The following is a 17,845-nucleotide window of genomic DNA, read 5'->3' on the forward strand; positions in this document are numbered from 1 at the left end:
GCCAGCAAAGGTCAGAAAGTCGAAGTGTTCGATGGCGCCGTTTCCAAAGGACAGGCGACCGCGGATCTGGCCACGGGGATCTGGACCTTGCTGGTATCCGGGTTGAGTGTGGCGGCTCACAGTTTTACCGCCAAGGCGTTGTACGGTTCGGGTCAGAGCTCCGCGCCACGCACCTTGACCGTGACGGCGGTGATCGTACCGACCATCAGTGCGGCGAAAGGCTCCCCGAGTGGGGTCGAAATCCCCCACGGCGGCGTGACTCCTGAAACCGCCGTGACGTTCACCGGCACGGCCAGCAAAGGTCAGAAAGTCGAAGTGTTCGATGGCGCCGTTTCCAAAGGTCAAGCGACCGCGGATCTGGTCACGGGGATCTGGACGTTGCTGGTGTCCGGGTTGAGCGTGGCGGCTCACAGTTTTACCGCCAAGGCGTTGTACGGTTCGGGGCAAAGCTCCTGGGCACGCACCTTGACCGTGACGGCACTGATTGCACCGACTCTTTCCTCGGTCAAAGGCTCGACAAGCAGGGTCGAAATCCACAATGGCGGTACAACGTTCGAGACCAGTGTGACGCTGACCGGCACGGCCAGCAAAGGCCAGAAGGTCCAGGTACTCGACGGTATTACACCGAAGGGTCAATCCACCGCCGATACGACGACGGGAATCTGGACCTTGACCGACACCGGCCTGGCCTTGGGGCCGCACAGTTTTACCGCGAAGGCGTTGTACGGAAGTGAGCCAACGTCAGCTGCACGAACATTTGAAATTAAACCATTTATTGACTTTGAGGACTTTCAAAGCCTGGCCTCTGACTTCATCCCTATAAATGGAACTCCTTTAGAAACGCCTGCAATTTTTCTCAGCGTTGTGCAAGCTGACAGCTATGCATTGATTGAACGATTTCCCAACGATTCACTCCCAGGGAAGTTGGAAGGGCAATGTATACAAGGTCTAAATGCAAGAGTCAGACTGGAACTCAAAGCTCCAGTTTCTCAAGTCAGCTTTTGGCACTGGGTGGCGCAATGTACTGCCGTTATCTATGGGGTAGGAGGTGAGGTTTTGGGCGAGGAAGCTTTAGAGTCCTCTCAATCGGTTAAAAAGAGCACTTTTACGTTTTCCGGGATTAAGCGAATTGAGCTGATTTTCCGTAAAGAATATTGTTTTGTGGATACGTTTTCTTTTACGTTGTAGCGCACAAGGTTGACATATTAAACACACGGCAGCACCAGTGAATTATAGAAAGGAAAAGGGGACGTATTTATTTGTCAGTTAAACAGCGACGTTTAACAGACATCTCCAGACACTCTCTCAGGCTACACAACCTTGCGCCGTTGCCTACGGCTGCGCCAGAATCCGCCGGCTTGTGCGCCTTGGGCCTGGGTTTTATCGTTTCCCGGTCGCTGAACAACAGCGATCGGGTTTGGTAGCCCGGTTTTTCACAAGGGTGCAACGCACCATCAATTGAGGCGGCTTTTCGTCTCAGTTTTATGGTGGTCATGCACAGGGCGTTTTCGGACGCGCCGGTTTCCTTGTGCCCGGTCTACCAACCTGCGTATGGCCACCACCTTCGTTTGGTAGCGAGGGTGATGGCTCCTTTTTTGGTAGCACGAGGAGTTTCATCTATGTTCAAACCAACACCAAACCCACCAGAAACGGACGACGTTTCCCCCTATGAATCCACCGATTCAAAAAAGCTCGACGAAGCCGCCGAGCGCGCGCTCGACTTTCACTTCCCATCCAATGCCGACATCAAAGCCACCCCCCGAACGCGCAGCACTTTGTTTTCCGTAGATTCCGAGGCCACGACCGAAACCCTGGCGGTGTATCTGGTCGAGACGCTGGCCTCGGTCGATGTGATGGTTCATCAGTTGGTGGATCATCTGGAGGGGGAGTCGCGTTATGCGCTTTTGGGTATTTCGAACAGCATCATGATGGCGGAGATCACGGCGAACCGGGTGTTGGATAACGTCGTCCCGCAGGGTTAGCGCGGATTCTGAAGAGGGCACTTACCTCAGCAGGTGCACTTACTTGTGGCGATGCGGCGTTCCGACAAGCCCCCTCGCCACAAAAGCCGGACTGACCACAATAGTAGTGTGTCTGCACAGGAGACATAAGAAACGGCCCGAAAGGGCCGTTTTTTGTTGGAGAACTCGTTCGTTCGGTGATGCCTTACACCCGTAACGTCCGCGTCATGCGCAGGGCCAACATGCTCCCGCACACAATCACGCCCGCCAGCAGATACAGCGCCGCATCGGTCGAGCCGGTGCTGTCCTTGACCCAACCCACCAGGTACGGGCTCAGGAAACCCGCCATCTGTCCCATGGAGTTGATCAACGCCAAACCACCCGCCGCCGCGCCCGCGCTCAACATCGCTGTCGGCACCGGCCAGAACATCGGCAGGCCGGTCAGTGCGCCCATGGTGGCGATGGTCAGGCCGAGGATTGCAATGGCCGGGGTCGTCGCGAAGTTCACGGCAATCAGCAAGCCCACCGCGCCCATCAGCATTGGCACCACCAAGTGCCAGCGACGTTCTTTGCGCAAGTCCGCCGAGCGGCCGACCATCAGCATGAACAGCGCCGCCAGCAGGTACGGAATCGCGCTCAACCAACCAATCACCAGGTTATCGCTGAAGCCCAGGTTCTTGATGATCGACGGCAGCCAGAAGTTGATCGCGTAGACGCCGCTCTGGATGCAGAAGTAGATCAGGCCGAACGCCCAGATCGCCGGGTTCTTGAACACGGCCAGCAGCGAGTCGGTGGAGGTTCTCGGTTTGTTGGCCAAGTCCTCGGCGTGGTCGGCTTCCAGCACCGAGCGCTCGAACGGCGTGAGCCACTTGGCATTGGCGTAACTGTCACTCAGCAGGAAATAGGCGAGGGCGCCGAGGATCACGGTCGGGATGCCTTGCAGCAGGAACATCCACTGCCAGCCCGCCAAACCGCCCTGGCCCGCGGCGAAGTGGTTGAGGATCCAGCCGGAGAACGGGCTGCCGAGCAGGCCGGACACCGGGATTGCCGACATGAACAGCGCCATGATGCGGCCGCGGCGGAAGGTCGGGAACCACTGCGAGAGATACAGCACCACGCCCGGGAAGAACCCGGCTTCGGCCGCGCCGGTGAACAGGCGCAAGGTGTAGAACTCGGTCGGGGTGGTGACGAACAGCAGGCAGGTCGAGAGCGTGCCCCAGACGATCATCATCAGCGCGATCCAGCGCCGTGGGCCGAATTTGGTCAGCGCCAGGTTGCTCGGCACGCCGCACAGCACGTAGCCGATAAAGAAGATCCCGGCCCCGAGGCCGTACACGGTTTCGCTGAATTTCAGCGCGTCGAGCATCTGCAGTTTGGCGAATCCAACGTTGACCCGGTCGAGGTAGTTGAACAGGTAGCAGATGAAGATGAAGGGGATCAAACGCAGGGTAATGCGTTTGTAGACGGCGTTCTTGTCGTCAACGATGGCCTGGGTTGCGGCGGCGCTCTGTGACATGGCGGGCTCTCTCTTTATTATGATTTTTTGCGATGCGCAGGGTAACGTTGATCGCCCAGAGAGTCTCGGCCACCCTCGGGGTGGCTGTCTTTGTGCTTGAGCACAGGGTTTGCAACCCAGCCCTGTGCGGGTGAACAACCCCGTCCCATCACGCTTTCAAGGATCCCGATATGTTCGAACTCGATCACGACCTGGCCCAGGACATCGTCGACCGGGCGATGGCCATCCTGCCGTACAACGTCAACGTCATGGACAGCCAGGGATTGATTCTCGGCAGCGGCGAACCGGAGCGTATCAACACACGCCATGAAGGCGCGCAATTGGTGTTGGCCAACGGTCGGGTGGTGGAGATCGATGCGCAAACGGCGATTCATCTCAAAGGCGTGCAGCCGGGGATCAACTTGCCGTTACTGCTCGATCAGCGCTTGATCGGTGTGCTGGGGATTACCGGTGAACCCGAGCAACTGCGCACCTATGCCGAGCTGGTGCGGATGACCGCCGAGATGTTGGTGGGCCAGCGTAATCAGCAGGCTGAGCAGCAATGGCGGCGTCAGCGTTGCGATGATCTGCTGGCATTGCTGCTGAGTGAGGCGGGGGATTCGCCGCGCTTGCTGGATGAAGCGCAGCAATTGGGTCTGAAACCGCAAATGACGCGGGTGCCTTATCTGTTCGAGTTGGGCATGGAACACGGCCCCGGGCAGACAGTGGATGCGCTCAGTGCCTGGCTGACCTCGCGCTACCCGGACAGTTGGTGCGTAAGCTCGGCGAAGTCTTCGTTGCTGTGGTGCCGGCCGGCGAGTCAGGTGATCGAGAATGAACGGCTGCTGGAAAAACTCGACGGCCTGGGCTGGAACATTTTGCGCATTGCCGTGGGTGGGCAGGCGGATGGGTTGTCCGGGCTGCGACGTTGTTATCGACGGGTCGGCGACTTGCTGGCGTATGGGCGCGATGTGTTGCCGCGTTCGCGTTTGCTGACGCTCCACCGTTATCGGCTGCCGGTGATGCTGTGGCGACATCGCAACGATGACGCGCTGGATGAGCTGCTCAAGCCACTGCGCAAAGTCATCGCCAAGGACGGCAACGGCCAACTGCTGGCGACTTTACGCAGCTGGTGCGAGCACGACGGGCAGAGTCAGGCATGTGCGGATGCGCTGGGGATTCATCGCAACAGTTTGCGCTATCGAATGGAACGGATTGCCGAGTTGAGCGGGGTTGATCCGCTGAAACTGGACGGCATGCTCGCGCTGTATCTTGGCGTCCAACTCCTCCCGCAAACCGACTGAAGCCCCTATCCCGTAGCAGCTGACGTTGTGGCGAGGGGGCAAGCCCCCTCGCCACAACGTCAGCTGCTACAACAAGTGTGCAGGTCGGGAGGTTTTGTAGAAATGAACAATAAACGCCACCCCCGCTTGTGCAGCGGACCGGCGTTATTGTGCAGGGCTGCTGGCAGCATGGAACGCATTGGAACTGGAGAATTCGCATGAAAATCGTCATCGCCCCCGATTCATTCAAGGACAGCCTGAGTGCCCAAGGTGTGGCCGACGCCATCGCCCTCGGTCTGGCGCAGGTCTGGCCTGATGCGCAACTGGTCAAATGCCCGATGGCCGACGGCGGCGAAGGCACGGTCGAATCGATTCTGGCGGCGTGCGAGGGTCAATTGCGCAGGACGCCTGTTCGCGGACCGCTCGGCATCACCGTCGATGCGGCCTGGGGCTGGTTGCCGCACACCCACACCGCGATCATCGAAATGGCCGAAGCCAGTGGCCTGCAACTGGTGCCGCCGGGGCAACGCGATGCGTGCGTCAGCAGCACGTTTGGCACCGGTGAACTGATCCGTGCCGCGCTGGATGCCGGGGCGCAACGGGTGATCCTCGCCATCGGCGGCAGCGCCACCAACGATGGCGGTGCCGGGGCGATGCAGGCGCTGGGTGTGAAGTTGCTGGACGCACAAGGGCAAGCGCTGGCCCCGGGTGGTCTCGCGTTGGCGCAACTGGCTTACATCGATCTGAGTGCAATCGATCCGCGCCTGGCCGACGTGCGCTTCGACATCGCGGCCGACGTCAACAACCCCCTGTGCGGTCCGCACGGCGCTTCCGCGATTTTTGGACCGCAGAAAGGGGCATCGCCCGAGCAAGTCCGGCAATTGGACGCTGCTCTCGGGCACTTCGCCGAGCTGTGCGCCAAGGCCTTGGGCAAAGACGTCAAGGATGAACCGGGCAGCGGCGCTGCGGGCGGTTTGGGGTTCGCGGCGAAGGCTTTTCTGGAGGCGCAATTCAAGGCCGGCGTGGACGTCGTCGCCGAGTTGGTCGGGCTGGCTGAAGCCGTGAAAGGCGCCGACCTGGTCATCACTGGCGAAGGGCGTTTCGATGCACAGACCTTGCGCGGCAAGACGCCGTTCGGCGTGGCGCGCATTGCCCGGGAGCAGGGCGTTCCGGTGATTGTGATCGCGGGGACCTTGGGCGAGGGTTATCAGGATCTGTATGAACATGGCATCGATGCCGCGTTTGCCTTGGCCAGCGGACCGATGACGCTTGAGCAGGCCTGTACCGAGGCACCGCGGTTGTTGCGTGATCGGGCCAGTGATATTGCGCGGGTCTGGCGAATGGCCGCTCGCAAATACTGAAGATCAATCCATTCCTGTAGCAGCTGTCGAGCCTGCGAGGCTGCGTTCGAGTTGGGCCGCATCCGGACGCAGCCTCGCAGGCTCGACAGCTGCTACGGGGATTGGTGTTTCAATGTTGAAACACCTGCTACTTCAATAAAAATATTTTTCTCGAATCCCCGCGAAAATCCTCATCCCCAGCCGATACACCCAATAGGCGCACACAAACCTATTACAACAGTGGCGCCACGCTGACCCGTGCGCCTCACGCCCGCCACTCAGCCATCACCGCAAGGACGCTCGCCGACTCAATCACCCGAGTATCGTCCTATGTCCCTGCGTAATCTGAATATCGCACCTCGAGCCTTCCTGGGGTTTGCCTTCATTGCCTTGCTCGTCATCGTGCTGGGTGTGTTTGCGGTGAATCGCATGTCGATCATCCGCCAGTCCTCGATCGACATGGCCAGTACCCAACTGCCCAGCGTCGGCTTTTTGGGCAATGTCACTGAAAACATTCTGCGCATGCGCATCTTGTCGTTCCGCATTCTGGTCAACCGCGAGCCGGCCAGTCTGCAGGAAGCTGAAACTCGCATTGCAGTGCTCACCGACAAGGCGCGCAAAGCCCAGGCCAGCTATGCCGAGTTGCCGGCGGGCCCGGATGAAGCAGCGCTGTATAAAGTCTTCAGCGCGACGCTGGACAATTACATGCAAGCTCAGCGCGACATGATGGACCTGTCGCGCCAGAACAAGGTGGATGAGATGCGCACCTTGATCAATACGCGGATCAAGGACGGCACCGACCTGATGGGCGAGCAGCTGAATAAGCTGGTGGCGTACAACCAGGATGGCGCCAAAGCGGCCGGCGTGCTGGCTGAAGAAAACTACAACACCGCCGTGAACGGCATCATTCTGGTGTCGGTGGTGGCATCGCTCCTGACCGTGCTGCTGGCCTGGCTGCTGACCCGCAGCATCGTCACGCCGCTCAATCGCGCGGTGCAGGCGGCGGAAACCATTGCCGGTGGCAACCTGACCAAAGCCATCGAGATCGACGGCAAGGACGAACCGGCGCGCTTGCTCGGTGCCTTGTCCGTCATGCAAGACAACCTGCGCAAAACCATCGAACAGATCGCCGGTTCCGCCACGCAACTGGGCGCTGCCGCAGAAGAACTCAGCACCGTGACCCAGGAAGCGTCGCGCGGCCTGCAACAACAGAACAACGAAATCGAACAAGCCGCCACGGCGGTCAACGAAATGACCGCTGCGGTGGAAGAAGTCGCGCGCAACGCCGTGTCCACCTCCGAAGCCTCGAGTCAGTCGACCCAGGCCGCCCGCGAAGGCCGCGACCGTGTGGTGGAAACCGTTGATGCGATCCAGACCATGACCCACGACGTGCAAAACACTTCGTTGATGATCGAAGGACTGGCCGCACAGGGTCGCGACATCGGCAAAGTGCTGGACGTGATCCGCGCCATCGCCGAACAAACCAACCTGCTGGCGCTCAACGCTGCCATTGAAGCGGCCCGGGCCGGTGAAGCCGGACGCGGTTTTGCTGTGGTCGCCGACGAAGTCCGGGCCCTGGCCCATCGCACTGCGCAATCGACCCAGGAAATCGAAAAAATGGTCGCTGGCATCCAGAACGGCACGGGCGAAGCCGTCTCGTCGATGCAGCAAAGCAATCAGCGCACCCAGAGCACGCTGGAGATGGCCCGCGCCGCTGGCGTGGCGCTGGAACAAATTACCCAGTCGATCCACTTGATTAACGAACGCAACCTGGTGATTGCCAGCGCGTCGGAAGAGCAAGCCCAGGTGTCCCGTGAAGTCGACCGCAACCTGGTGAACATCCGCGACCTCGCCACCCAGTCCGCCGCGGGTGCCAATCAGACCAGCGCCGCCACCCATGAACTGTCACGCCTGGCGGTCGATTTGAATGCGATGGTGGCGCGTTTCGTGATTTGAGATAGGGTTGAGACTGGGAGTCCGCGCGCGACAGGAGAAACACATGCGCTATTCAGCCTTGACGCAACGAATCGCCGGCGATGGAGCGGCAGCCTGGCAGATTCATGACCGAGCGCTGGAACTGCGCGAACAGGGTGTCGATGTGCTGCTGCTGTCGATCGGCGATCCTGATTTCGATACGCCGCTGCCCATCGTGCAGGCGGCCATCGACAGTTTGCGGGCCGGCGACACGCATTACCCGGAGGTGCGCGGCAGTCGCGGATTGCGCAGCAGCATTGCGCGGCGCCATCGACAGCGCAGTGGTCAGGCGGTGGACGCCGATCATGTGATCGTGTTTCCGGGTGCGCAGTGTGCGGTGTATTCGGTCGCGCAATGCCTGCTCGATCCCGGCGATGAGGTGATCGTCGCCGAACCGATGTACGTGACCTATGAAGGCGTGTTCGGCGCTTGCGCGGCCAAGGTGGTGCCGGTGGCAGTGCGGCCGGAGAACGGCTTTCGCGTTGACCCGGCGGATGTCGCGGCGCTGATTACGCCGAAGACCCGCGTGCTGTTGCTCAACAGTCCAAATAATCCGTCGGGTGCAAGCCTGTCCTTGAAGACCTGGCAAGCGCTGGCGGCATTGTGCGTGCGCCATGATCTGTGGCTGATCAGTGACGAGGTCTACAGCGATCTGTTGTTCGAGGGCGAACACATCAGTCCGGCGAGCCTGCCGGGCATGGCTGAACGCACCGCGACGGTCAACAGCCTGTCCAAGTCCCACGCCATGAGCGGCTGGCGCGTGGGGTGGTCAATCGGCCCGAAAATGTTGGCCGAACACCTGGTGCATTTGTCGTTGTGCATGCTGTTCGGCATTCCGGATTTTGTGCAGAAAGCCGCGCAAGTAGCGCTGGATGAAGACCTGCCGGACGTGGCGCTGATGCGCGAGGAATATCGCCAACGTCGTGATCTGGTGTGCGCGCGGTTGAGTGGTTGCCCGGGCATTCGCCCGATCCGGCCGGACGGCGGGATGTTTGTGATGGTGGATGTACGGCCGACCGGGTTGTGCGCCCAGGGATTCGCCGAGCGTTTGCTGGAAGGGTATGGCGTCTCGGTACTGGCCGGGGAGGCGTTCGGGCCGAGTGCGGCGGGGCATATCCGCATCGGGTTGGTGGTGGATCAAGTGAAACTGGCGGATGCGTGTCGGCGGATTGCCTTGTGTGCGGCGGATCTTCTGGAAGCGCGCCGCGCCTGACAGTTTTGTGTGTGAGTGCCGGCATCTTAGCGGGCAAGCCCGCTCCCACAGGGAGCTGTGCCGTTCACAAAAGCTGTGCGAGCCTGCTCGCGAAGGCTGACTGACAGACACCCAATCCCTAAAACCAGCATCAGATCTGCGGTGTTCACAGAACCCTGTGGGAGCGGGCTTGCCCGCGAAGACTGACTAACAGACGCCGAAATCCTTACGCCCTGGACCACACCCCGACATTCACCAGATTCTTCGGCCGTTCCCCAGCCAACGCCATCAGCAGATTCTCCACCGCACATTCGGCCATCGCCTCGCGCGTCTCATGCGTCGCCGACCCTATGTGCGGCGTCGCCACCACGTTGTTTAACGTCAACAATGGCGAATCAACATTCAGCGGTTCACGCTCAAACACATCCAGCCCCGCCGCGCGAATCTGCCCGGTGCGCAACGCCTCGATCAGCGCCGCTTCATCCACCACCTTACCCCGGGAAATGTTGATGAAAATGCTCTCGGGGCGCATCAAGGCAAACTCCTCAGCGCCGATCAACCCTTCGGTTTCAGCCGTGAGCGGCAAGGTCAGGCAAATGAAATCGGCCTGTTGCAACAGTTCAGTCAGGCTGCGGTACTGAGCATCAAAGCGTTGTTCAACCGCCGGTTTCGGCGAGTGGCTGTGATAGATCACCGGCATGCCAAAGCCGAAATGGCCGCGCTGGGCCAACGCCTCGCCGATGCGCCCCATGCCGATGATGCCCAGCGTTTTGCCGTGGACGTCGGTGCCGAAATGCACCGGGCCGATATTGCGGTTCCACTGACCGGCACGGACCATGTTCGCCAGTTCCACCACCCGCCGGGCCGTCGCCAGAATCAGCGCAAACCCCGTGTCCGCCGTGGTTTCCGTCAGCACGTCCGGCGTGTTGCTGAGCAGGATGCGCCGCTCGGTCAGGTAGTCGATGTCGTAGTTGTCGACGCCCACCGAGACACTGGCGATGGCTTCAAGATCGGGCGCCAGGTCCAGTAATTGTGCATCCAGTTTCAGACTGGCGCCGAGTAGACCATGGGCACGGGGCAGGGCGGCGCGCAGTTGTTCGATGCCCTCCGGGTTGAGGTTGTCGATCAGTGTCACGTCGGTGTGCTCATGCAGGCGAGCCATCAACAGCGGCGAGAGTTTCTTGTACAGCACGACCTGCTTTTTCATCGTCATCATCTCAACTTCAAATTCAAGGGTGAGCCGTCACTGGCTGTGGTGCAGCGGCTTTGGCCACAACCCGGTCACTGGCGCCGGGCTTGAGGAAAATCGTCAGCACCACCGAGAGCATCAACGCGCCGCTCATCAGCAAGTAAGAAGCGCCGGGCGAGCCAGTGGAGCTGTTCAGGTAGCCGACCAGATAGGAACCGCCAAACGATCCCAGCGCGCCCATGCTGTTGATCAGCGCCATGGCCCCGCCGGCAACGTTGGCCGGGAGGATTTCCGGAACGATGGCGAAAAACGGTCCATACGGCGCATACATGCAGGCACCGGCGATCACCAGCAGGGTGTAGGACCACCAGAAATGCTCGGCGCCCAAGGCGTAGGAACCGTAGAACGCCATCGAGGCAATCAACAGCGGCGGCCAGACGAAACGTTTGCGCTTCTGCAATTTGTCCGAGCCCCAAGACACCAACAGCATGCCGATCACCGCCGCCAGGTACGGCAGCGCCGAGAGCCAGCCGGCTTCGATCATGTCCATCTGCGCGCCGGCCTTGAGGATCGACGGCAGCCACAACACGAAACCGTAGACACCAATGCTCCAGCAGAAAAACTGCAGCGCAAGGATGATCACTTTCGGCGAGCGGAAGGCTTCGGCGTAGTTCTTCACTGCTTTGATACCGACCTGTTCGGCGGCGAGGGCGCTTTCCAGGTCGTGCTTCTCTTGGTCGGTCAGCCACTTGGCCTGGGCCGGACGGTCATCGGCCAGACGCCACCAGATAAACGCCCAGAGCACCGCCGGCAACCCTTCGATGATGAACATCCAGCGCCAGCTGTAATGCTGCACCAGATAACCTGACACCACCGACATCCACAGCATGGTCACCGGGTTGCCAAGGATCAAAAAGGTGTTGGCCCGCGAGCGTTCGGCACGGGTGAACCAGTGGCACAGGTACACCAGCATTGCCGGCATCACCGCAGCTTCGACCACGCCGAGCATGAAGCGAATCACGATCAGCCAATACGCGTTGGACACGATGCCAGTCAGTGTGGCCAAGCCGCCCCAGAGAATCAGGCTGACGAAAATAAGCTTCTTCACGCTGTGCTTCTGCGCATAGATCGCGCCGGGTACCTGAAAGAAAAAGTAACCGAGGAAAAACAGCGCGCCGAGCATTGAAGACAGACCGGGCGTGATCATCAGGTCGGCGGCCATCCCGGAGGCGGCAGCGAAGCCGTAATTGGCGCGGTCCAGATACGCCAGGCTGTAGGTGATGAAAACGATGGGCATGATGTACCACCAGCGGCGGGTGGCGAGTGAGGCGGTTTTCATGGTGGTGCTCCTGAGCTTGTTGTTTTTGTCGCAGCAGGTAACGGGTTAGAAATCTTCAGTGACTGTGCGGGCCTGCTCGCGATTGGAGGCGTCAAACTCTGCGAACAGCTCGGATCGGGTCGGCAACCCCTCCATATCCCCCCGACTCTGCACCGCACGGCTGCCAATCCAGTTGGCCCGCTGCACGGCATCGGCGAAGCTGAGGTTTTCGAGCAAGGCGCTGATCATTCCGACGGCAAAGCCATCACCGGCGCCGACGGTATCGACCACCGTTGCCACCGGCACACCCGCGACAAACCCCTGATCCTGTTGCGTGCGGTAGTACGCGCCATGCGGCCCGAGCTTGATTGCCACCGCTTCTGCACCTTGATCGAGATAAAACGCCGCAATGTCCTCCGGGTCTTCAAATCCGGTCAGCAAACGGCCCTCACTCAACCCCGGCAACACCCAATGGGCGAGGGCGGCGAGGCGGTTGATCTCGCGGATCATCAGTTGCTCACTGGCCCACAGGCTCGGGCGCAGGTTCGGGTCGAAGGACACGCTGCGCCCGGCATTACGCATGCGGGTCATCAACTCGAAGGACATTTCCCGGGCCGACGCAGACAGCGCCGGAGGAATGCCGGTAGCGTGCAAATGTCGCGCGTTGAGCAACGACGGGGAGATCGACTGCACCGACAAATGACTGGCCGCCGAACCGCGACGGAAATACTCGACCGCCGGATCGCTGCCATCGTCGGTACGGGACTTGAGCTGAAACCCGGTCGGATGCGCCGGGTCGATGGCGACATGGCTGCAATCCAGGCCTTCTTTTTCCAATGTATCGACGACAAACCGCCCCAGCGAATCGGCACCGACCCGGCTCAGCCACGCCACGTTGAACCCCAGCCGCGACAGGCCGATCGCGACGTTGCTGTCCGCTCCGGCAATGTGCTTGTGGAATTGGCTGACGGCCGCCAGATCACCGTTCTGCTCGGCAACGAACATGGCCATGGTTTCGCCGAACGAGAGGATATCGAACTCAGACATGGGCACTCTCCAGGCGGGATTGACCGAGGCGGGCGAGGGTGGCGACGTGGTCGGTGGTCAGTTGCACCAGATCATCGCCTTGCAACGGATATTCCGCCGCGCGCATAACGCCTTGGGCCATGTGGCGCAACAGTTGTTCCCACAGGTGCACATCGCTGGCCGCTGGCGGGATGGCGACCAGTTTGCCGTCGGCCCGGCGCGCAACGGCTTTGCAATGCACGTAGCCGACATGCCGACCGAGCAACCGCGCAGCATTGATGGCGGACTGGTCCTGCCATTGCCAGTTGCCGATGTCGAAGGTCATCTTGATCGGCAGTCGGTGTTGCTCGACCTCGCCGAAGAAGCGTTGGAACGGCTCGATACGACCGCCGTGCAGGGTCTGGTCGTTTTCCACCAGCAGCTGCACCGGGCTTTGCGCGAGGATCCGGCTCAAGGTTTGTAGATCGTTGTTGTCAGTGAAGTAGCCCAAAGAAACTTTCAGCCATTTGGCGCCGAAGGTTTCAGCGCGCTGGAGGGTGGTGAGCAGTTCAGGATTGGGTTTCGACTGACCGGCCAGCCACAGTTCCATCGGCGAGGAATAGATGCTTTCCAGGCCTTGTGCCTGGGTGGCGTCGGCCAGTTGCAGCGGGTTTTCATCGGTCAGCAACTCTTCGCGCCATTCAATTCGTGTGGCGCCGGCAGCGGCCAATACCTCGATAAAACTGCCTTGGCCGCGTTGGCGGACCAGATCGGCGCCGTAGCTCGACAGGCTGATGGAAACGGGTGGTTTATTCATTGTTTTGCACCTCTGAAACCGGTTTCATTTTTGTTCAAAAAAAAGGACTGCTTGAGTGATGGGGTGTTCTTGAAGGCCCCATCGCGGGCAAGTCGAATCGCGAAGATGCCCGCAGATTCACCGCAAATCCCCCAGGGTCGACCCTCGCACAACCAACCGCGCCGAAAAATCCATCGTCCGCACCGGGCCGTCGTCCCCGCGCAACCGCTTGAGTAAACACTCAAACGCGTTTGCGCCAATCTCTGCCGTCGGCTGGGCAAGCGCCGTTATCCCGCTGCCCACCAGCGGATACCAATCCAGATCATCCAAAGCGATCAGCCCGACATCCTCGAACAGATCGCACTGCAACTCACGCAACGCATGGGTGGCGGCCAACGCCGCAATGCCGTTGGCACAGAACAACGCTTTGGGACCCGGGCCGGGGGTGTCCAGGAAGGTTTTCAACTGCGCAGTCAGCTCGCTACCGGTTTCCACCACCGTGCCGGCCAGCGTCGGACGCTGCCCGATCTGTGCCTTGAAACTACTGACCCGCTCAATCCGCGAACTGGTGCCGTCAAACGGTTCGGTCACCATCAGCACGTCGCGATAGCCGCGTTCCTGCAAGTGGGCGATGGCCATTTCCACAGCGGCCGGGTTGTCCAGCCCGACCAGATCACTTTCAAGCTGCTCGACCTTGCGATCCACCAGCACCATCGGCATCTCCCGATGCAGTTCGCGCAACTCATCGCGGTGGTGGCCAAGGGTGTTCACGATCAAGCCTTCGATGTTGTACGAGCGAAGCAACGCCAGGTGCTGGCGTTCCTGCTCGTCATCGCGATCGGTGTTGCACACCACCAGGCTGTAGCCGTGCTGACGGCAGGAGGTTTCCACCCCGTGCATCACGGCAATCGAATAAGGGTTACGGATATCGGCCACCAGCATGCCGATCAGGCGAGTGCGGCCACGTTTAAGGCCGCGGGCCATCTGGTTGGGGCGATAGCCGAGTTGGGCAATCGCCTGCTCGATGCGCAAGGCAATGGCATCGGAGAGCAGGGCGCGGTCATCGCCGATGAAGCGCGAGACGCTGGCCTTGGAGACGCCGGCGTGTTCGGCGACGTCAAGCATGGTGACGCGGCTGCGCTGGGCGGCGGAGAAGTCGTTCACGGTTTTCAACCTTGTTGTTGGAGTTTGTGCAGGCTGGTTATGAAACCGGTTTCAGAAGACACCATTCGTGAGGATGCGTCAAGCCAGTGGAGTCTCAGTGCGTGGGGAAAAAGCCGATGAACGGTAGCTTTACCTGTCAGATCTGACAGTAGCCACACCACTGAACTCGGCGCTTAATTTCTTTCATTACCAACGAACAATTATGACCCTCAAAGGACTTGCGATATGGCGCCCAACAAACCCCTGACGTTCAATGCGCCAGAAGTTAAAGGTGTAGATGATCCCGACGTCGATCCAGAGGGTTATATCCCACTTCCATTACTGCTCACAGGTATTGATGTGATCGTACCTTTATGGGACGAACCGGCGATGGAACCGGGGGAAAGGGACATTTTGACGGTTCGTTTTGAGCAACCCGGACAACTACCTGTAGCAATAGAAAATATTTATACTCCGGCGGACATGAAGCCTGAATTTGTTATTCATATTGGTCCAGAGCATCTGGTGAATAATGGCGTTGGGGAGTTGTGGTATGAAGTACTTGATACAGCTGACAATCCATCGTTTTCATTTCGCCGCAAACTGACAATAGATCACACTCCAATACCGATGGATCTTGAAGAAGCTGGTTTTTTATATAGAAATAATGACGGTTATTATAATTGCGACACCGACCCGCCGATATGGTCTGGCATACATGTCGTTATTCCGCCGCTAACGCTATTTCAAATTGGCGATAGATGCAAGGTCATATGGAGAGGGTATTCCTCACTCAATGCGAGTGGCGTTCAATTCGTTCGCGCACGCTGGATCAATGTGCGCACAGCTTTGAGCGATAAAGATATTCGAGAAGGATATCCACTCGTAGTTGAACCCTACGACATCCATATAGCGCCGATGGTAAAAAACTCTTCAGCCACCCTTGTTTATCAAATATATCGTGGGGCCAGGCTGGTCGGTGTGTCAAAAACAGCGCTGGTCAAAATCGACAGAATCCGCAGTGGCGAAGAACTGCCCTGTGGGCCTTGAGCAACGTTGAGTGACACGTGCTGTGTAAAACGTCGTAAGTCGTATTCTTTTTTCTTAATAAGTTCTACGTCAATTGTGAAGGCAGGAGAATTTCAAGATGAACAGCAGAGTTGATAAAGCCATATTGTCCCGAAGAGCTGTGCTTCAGAAACGATTCGGTGCGGGAGGCGTGTTTGCAGATCCCGTTGGTGTCACGATTACAGCGCAAACGCTCCCCGGGGGTGACTTACGCATCCCGCTGGCGGCGCTGTCCGCGCCGCTCAATTACACCATTCCGCAACCTTCGGAGCCTGAGGATCAAGATGATTTGATTGAATTTAAGATCCGTGAGAAAGGTACGACAGCCTGGACGGATATAGAGCCCATGCAAACTTTGGGGCCTATTGTTGACAGGACATGGCCATTGCTCAAGACAATCCCAATGACCCCGTGGATGGTCGAAAAAACCACACCTGAATCCCCTACTGAGTATGAAATTAAATACGTTTACTGGTATGGCGCGGTGAACGAGGGGAATTCGGTTATCGTTACATACGCCATTGACCGAACTGCACCCTATAGAGTGAAGAGTCCAGCTTCGAACCTGTCTCCAAGAGCGGCCACCTTTCCAGTCGATTTGCCGCCGACCGCTGTTATCGATGAAACCTACATAAGCAACAACCCGAGCGGAATCACGTTGACTGCCGCGGCGTATGGGAATTATCACAGCACCGACGTGTTGCTGGTCTGGGTGGGCAGAGCCCCGGATCCTGGGCGCGATGTGCCGGTGCTTGAAATTCCGTTACCTGCTTTACGTCAATTTGTCATCCCCATCAAGGTATTCGAAGATGCCGAGGAGGGTTCCAATACCGTTCTCTATAGAGTGAGGGATCTTGTAGGCCACTTGAGCAAAATATCGAATCCCGCTTCGCGTGAAGTAAGGCGAATTGCCGATCCTACTGTATTTGAACGTCCAGTGGTGCCATTGGCCGACGACGATCTGATTGATCTGGCTGACTGTAATCTTGGGGTCACACTTGAGGCGACGGTGCCCAGCCCGAATGTTCCAACGGACACTCTTATGGGTTACTGGGGCGGGGTGGAGTTGGGTGAAAAGCTTGTGAGTAGTGCCGTTGATGGAAAGCTGGTTTGGGATGTTCCATATCCCATCATCAAGACTGTATATGGCAATACAGATGGCGATGAAGAAACCGAGTTCAGTTATGCCATGTTTCGAGGTAACCGCCGTATGGGCGGGAATGATGACACGACATTCGTCAATATTTATTATATCGGCCCCCCTAACCCGGGTGAGCCGGATCCCGTGAACGCTGATCTTGAAAAACCTGTACTGACGTTCCCAGGGGGCAGTACGGATGAGGTGGAAGAAGCCGATTTCGGTAAGGATGCAACGATTTCAATTCAATTGTTTGCCACTCCGCCTACTGAAGAAGGATGGTTGGTTACGATTTTTTATGATTGAGTGCAAGTAGGTACGACCATCGCCTTAACCCCGGGGCAGGAAAATACGACACTTACGAAAACGCTTCCTTGGGATACAATCTTCAATCGAGGTGCCGGTGTCAAACCTTTACATTGGGTACTTCATACGGCATCGAATCCAAACCCGACGCAGTGTGTACCCAAAGATATTCCTGTCGCCGCTTTTCCCATCCAGACTCCCGCACCTGAGGTGCAGAATCTTGCAGGCCCGCTTCGGAGAATCGGTTGCTCAACATTGAACTTCGTACCGCCTGGTGATGGCACTACCCGGCGTAATCTTAGAGTTATCATTCCGAAAAGTAATTACACGGTCACCGGTGAGACGATCACGTTAAGTTATGCTGCATATACCGATGCCACTCCACCGGTGCTTGTTCCGGGAACGGCTACCACAGCAACTTTGCCGGTGCCTGACCCGTATCCAGATGCGGGGGCTCCCCTCGATATCGGTGTGTACAACACTCACTTCAAACCGGCGAATCGGACATATGGTGTACTTACATACACCATTACCCGATCGGGTACTACGCCTACTCCTCCTTCAGCGGAGGCTAAACATTTCATGCTGTTTACTAATAGCGAGGGGCAGTACTGCGAAGAAGTAAACCCTATTCCAT

Annotated in this window: 13 protein-coding genes and 1 pseudogene; 8 read left to right on the forward strand and 6 right to left on the reverse strand. The window is 58.5% G+C overall.

Annotated elements, in window-relative coordinates; genetic code table 11:
• Together K0F88_RS27750 and K0F88_RS27755 are read left to right on the forward strand one after the other, a co-directional pair.
• A pseudogene (locus tag K0F88_RS27750) lies at window positions 1-1,188 on the forward strand (hypothetical protein); the annotation flags it as partial.
• A 431-nt stretch (window positions 1,189-1,619) separates the two neighbouring features.
• Window positions 1,620-1,982, forward strand: a complete 363-nt coding sequence (locus tag K0F88_RS27755) for a DUF6124 family protein (protein ID WP_219097351.1) — start codon at window positions 1,620-1,622, stop codon at window positions 1,980-1,982.
• Between the two features lie 184 nt (window positions 1,983-2,166).
• Here K0F88_RS27755 and K0F88_RS27760 read toward each other — a convergent pair whose 3' ends face one another.
• Complete coding sequence (locus K0F88_RS27760; RefSeq protein ID WP_219097352.1) at window positions 2,167-3,477, reverse strand: MFS transporter; 1,311 nt, start codon at window positions 3,475-3,477, stop codon at window positions 2,167-2,169.
• A 170-nt stretch (window positions 3,478-3,647) separates the two neighbouring features.
• On the opposite strand from K0F88_RS27760, the gene K0F88_RS27765 reads away from it, so the two are divergent.
• The 4 genes from K0F88_RS27765 (at window position 3,648) to K0F88_RS27780 (ending at window position 9,266) form a co-directional block, all read left to right on the forward strand.
• The gene (locus tag K0F88_RS27765; protein WP_219097353.1) at window positions 3,648-4,760 is read left to right on the forward strand and encodes a sugar diacid recognition domain-containing protein; all 1,113 of its coding nucleotides are present in this window, start codon (window positions 3,648-3,650) and stop codon (window positions 4,758-4,760) included.
• Between the two features lie 197 nt (window positions 4,761-4,957).
• On the forward strand, window positions 4,958-6,100 hold the full coding sequence (locus tag K0F88_RS27770) for a glycerate kinase (RefSeq protein WP_094467574.1): 1,143 nt from the start codon (window positions 4,958-4,960) through the stop codon (window positions 6,098-6,100).
• A gap of 309 nt (window positions 6,101-6,409) precedes the next feature.
• Complete coding sequence (locus K0F88_RS27775; RefSeq protein WP_219097354.1) at window positions 6,410-8,035, forward strand: methyl-accepting chemotaxis protein; 1,626 nt, start codon at window positions 6,410-6,412, stop codon at window positions 8,033-8,035.
• 43 nt (window positions 8,036-8,078) lie between these two features.
• The gene (locus tag K0F88_RS27780; protein WP_094467572.1) at window positions 8,079-9,266 is read left to right on the forward strand and encodes a pyridoxal phosphate-dependent aminotransferase; all 1,188 of its coding nucleotides are present in this window, start codon (window positions 8,079-8,081) and stop codon (window positions 9,264-9,266) included.
• A 205-nt stretch (window positions 9,267-9,471) separates the two neighbouring features.
• On the opposite strand, the gene K0F88_RS27785 is transcribed toward K0F88_RS27780, so the two are convergent.
• The 5 genes from K0F88_RS27785 to K0F88_RS27805 all read right to left on the reverse strand — a co-directional run bounded on the left by K0F88_RS27785 (window position 9,472) and on the right by K0F88_RS27805 (window position 14,717).
• Window positions 9,472-10,452: an NAD(P)-dependent oxidoreductase gene (locus K0F88_RS27785; protein ID WP_219097355.1), complete on the reverse strand. Its 981-nt coding sequence runs from the start codon at window positions 10,450-10,452 to the stop codon at window positions 9,472-9,474.
• A gap of 22 nt (window positions 10,453-10,474) precedes the next feature.
• Window positions 10,475-11,773 carry an MFS transporter gene (locus K0F88_RS27790; RefSeq protein WP_219097356.1) on the reverse strand — a complete coding sequence of 433 codons (1,299 nt, stop codon included), beginning with the start codon at window positions 11,771-11,773 and terminating at the stop codon, window positions 10,475-10,477.
• Between the two features lie 45 nt (window positions 11,774-11,818).
• On the reverse strand, window positions 11,819-12,799 hold the full coding sequence (locus tag K0F88_RS27795; RefSeq protein WP_219097357.1) for a sugar kinase: 981 nt from the start codon (window positions 12,797-12,799) through the stop codon (window positions 11,819-11,821).
• Window positions 12,792-13,574: a sugar phosphate isomerase/epimerase gene (locus K0F88_RS27800; RefSeq protein WP_094467568.1), complete on the reverse strand. Its 783-nt coding sequence runs from the start codon at window positions 13,572-13,574 to the stop codon at window positions 12,792-12,794. The genes K0F88_RS27795 and K0F88_RS27800 overlap by 8 nt, the downstream gene beginning before the upstream one ends.
• A gap of 117 nt (window positions 13,575-13,691) precedes the next feature.
• Window positions 13,692-14,717 (reverse strand): LacI family DNA-binding transcriptional regulator, encoded by a 1,026-nt coding sequence (locus tag K0F88_RS27805; RefSeq protein ID WP_306823156.1) that lies wholly within the window; start codon window positions 14,715-14,717, stop codon window positions 13,692-13,694.
• Between the two features lie 225 nt (window positions 14,718-14,942).
• Here K0F88_RS27805 and K0F88_RS27810 point away from each other — a divergent pair, with 225 nt between their 5' ends.
• Window positions 14,943-15,746, forward strand: a complete 804-nt coding sequence (locus K0F88_RS27810; protein ID WP_219097358.1) for a hypothetical protein — start codon at window positions 14,943-14,945, stop codon at window positions 15,744-15,746.
• 97 nt (window positions 15,747-15,843) lie between these two features.
• On the forward strand, window positions 15,844-17,208 hold the full coding sequence (locus K0F88_RS27815) for a hypothetical protein (RefSeq protein ID WP_219097359.1): 1,365 nt from the start codon (window positions 15,844-15,846) through the stop codon (window positions 17,206-17,208).
• Window positions 17,209-17,845: the final 637 nt, after the last annotated feature.

Origin of the sequence: Pseudomonas sp. UMAB-40 (assembly GCF_900095275.1) — a bacterium.
GTDB lineage: Bacteria > Pseudomonadota > Gammaproteobacteria > Pseudomonadales > Pseudomonadaceae > Aquipseudomonas > Aquipseudomonas mandelii_B.

Coding starts and splice junctions, on each gene's coding strand:
- K0F88_RS27815 (WP_219097359.1), top strand. CDS start 15,844: ATGAACAGCAGAGTTGATAAAGCCATATTGTCCCGAAGAGCTGTGCTT.
- K0F88_RS27800 (WP_094467568.1), bottom strand. CDS start 13,574: ATGAATAAACCACCCGTTTCCATCAGCCTGTCGAGCTACGGCGCCGAT.
- K0F88_RS27790 (WP_219097356.1), bottom strand. CDS start 11,773: ATGAAAACCGCCTCACTCGCCACCCGCCGCTGGTGGTACATCATGCCC.
- K0F88_RS27770 (WP_094467574.1), top strand. CDS start 4,958: ATGAAAATCGTCATCGCCCCCGATTCATTCAAGGACAGCCTGAGTGCC.
- K0F88_RS27810 (WP_219097358.1), top strand. CDS start 14,943: ATGGCGCCCAACAAACCCCTGACGTTCAATGCGCCAGAAGTTAAAGGT.
- K0F88_RS27760 (WP_219097352.1), bottom strand. CDS start 3,477: ATGTCACAGAGCGCCGCCGCAACCCAGGCCATCGTTGACGACAAGAAC.
- K0F88_RS27755 (WP_219097351.1), top strand. CDS start 1,620: ATGTTCAAACCAACACCAAACCCACCAGAAACGGACGACGTTTCCCCC.
- K0F88_RS27795 (WP_219097357.1), bottom strand. CDS start 12,799: ATGTCTGAGTTCGATATCCTCTCGTTCGGCGAAACCATGGCCATGTTC.
- K0F88_RS27775 (WP_219097354.1), top strand. CDS start 6,410: ATGTCCCTGCGTAATCTGAATATCGCACCTCGAGCCTTCCTGGGGTTT.
- K0F88_RS27765 (WP_219097353.1), top strand. CDS start 3,648: ATGTTCGAACTCGATCACGACCTGGCCCAGGACATCGTCGACCGGGCG.
- K0F88_RS27785 (WP_219097355.1), bottom strand. CDS start 10,452: ATGAAAAAGCAGGTCGTGCTGTACAAGAAACTCTCGCCGCTGTTGATG.
- K0F88_RS27780 (WP_094467572.1), top strand. CDS start 8,079: ATGCGCTATTCAGCCTTGACGCAACGAATCGCCGGCGATGGAGCGGCA.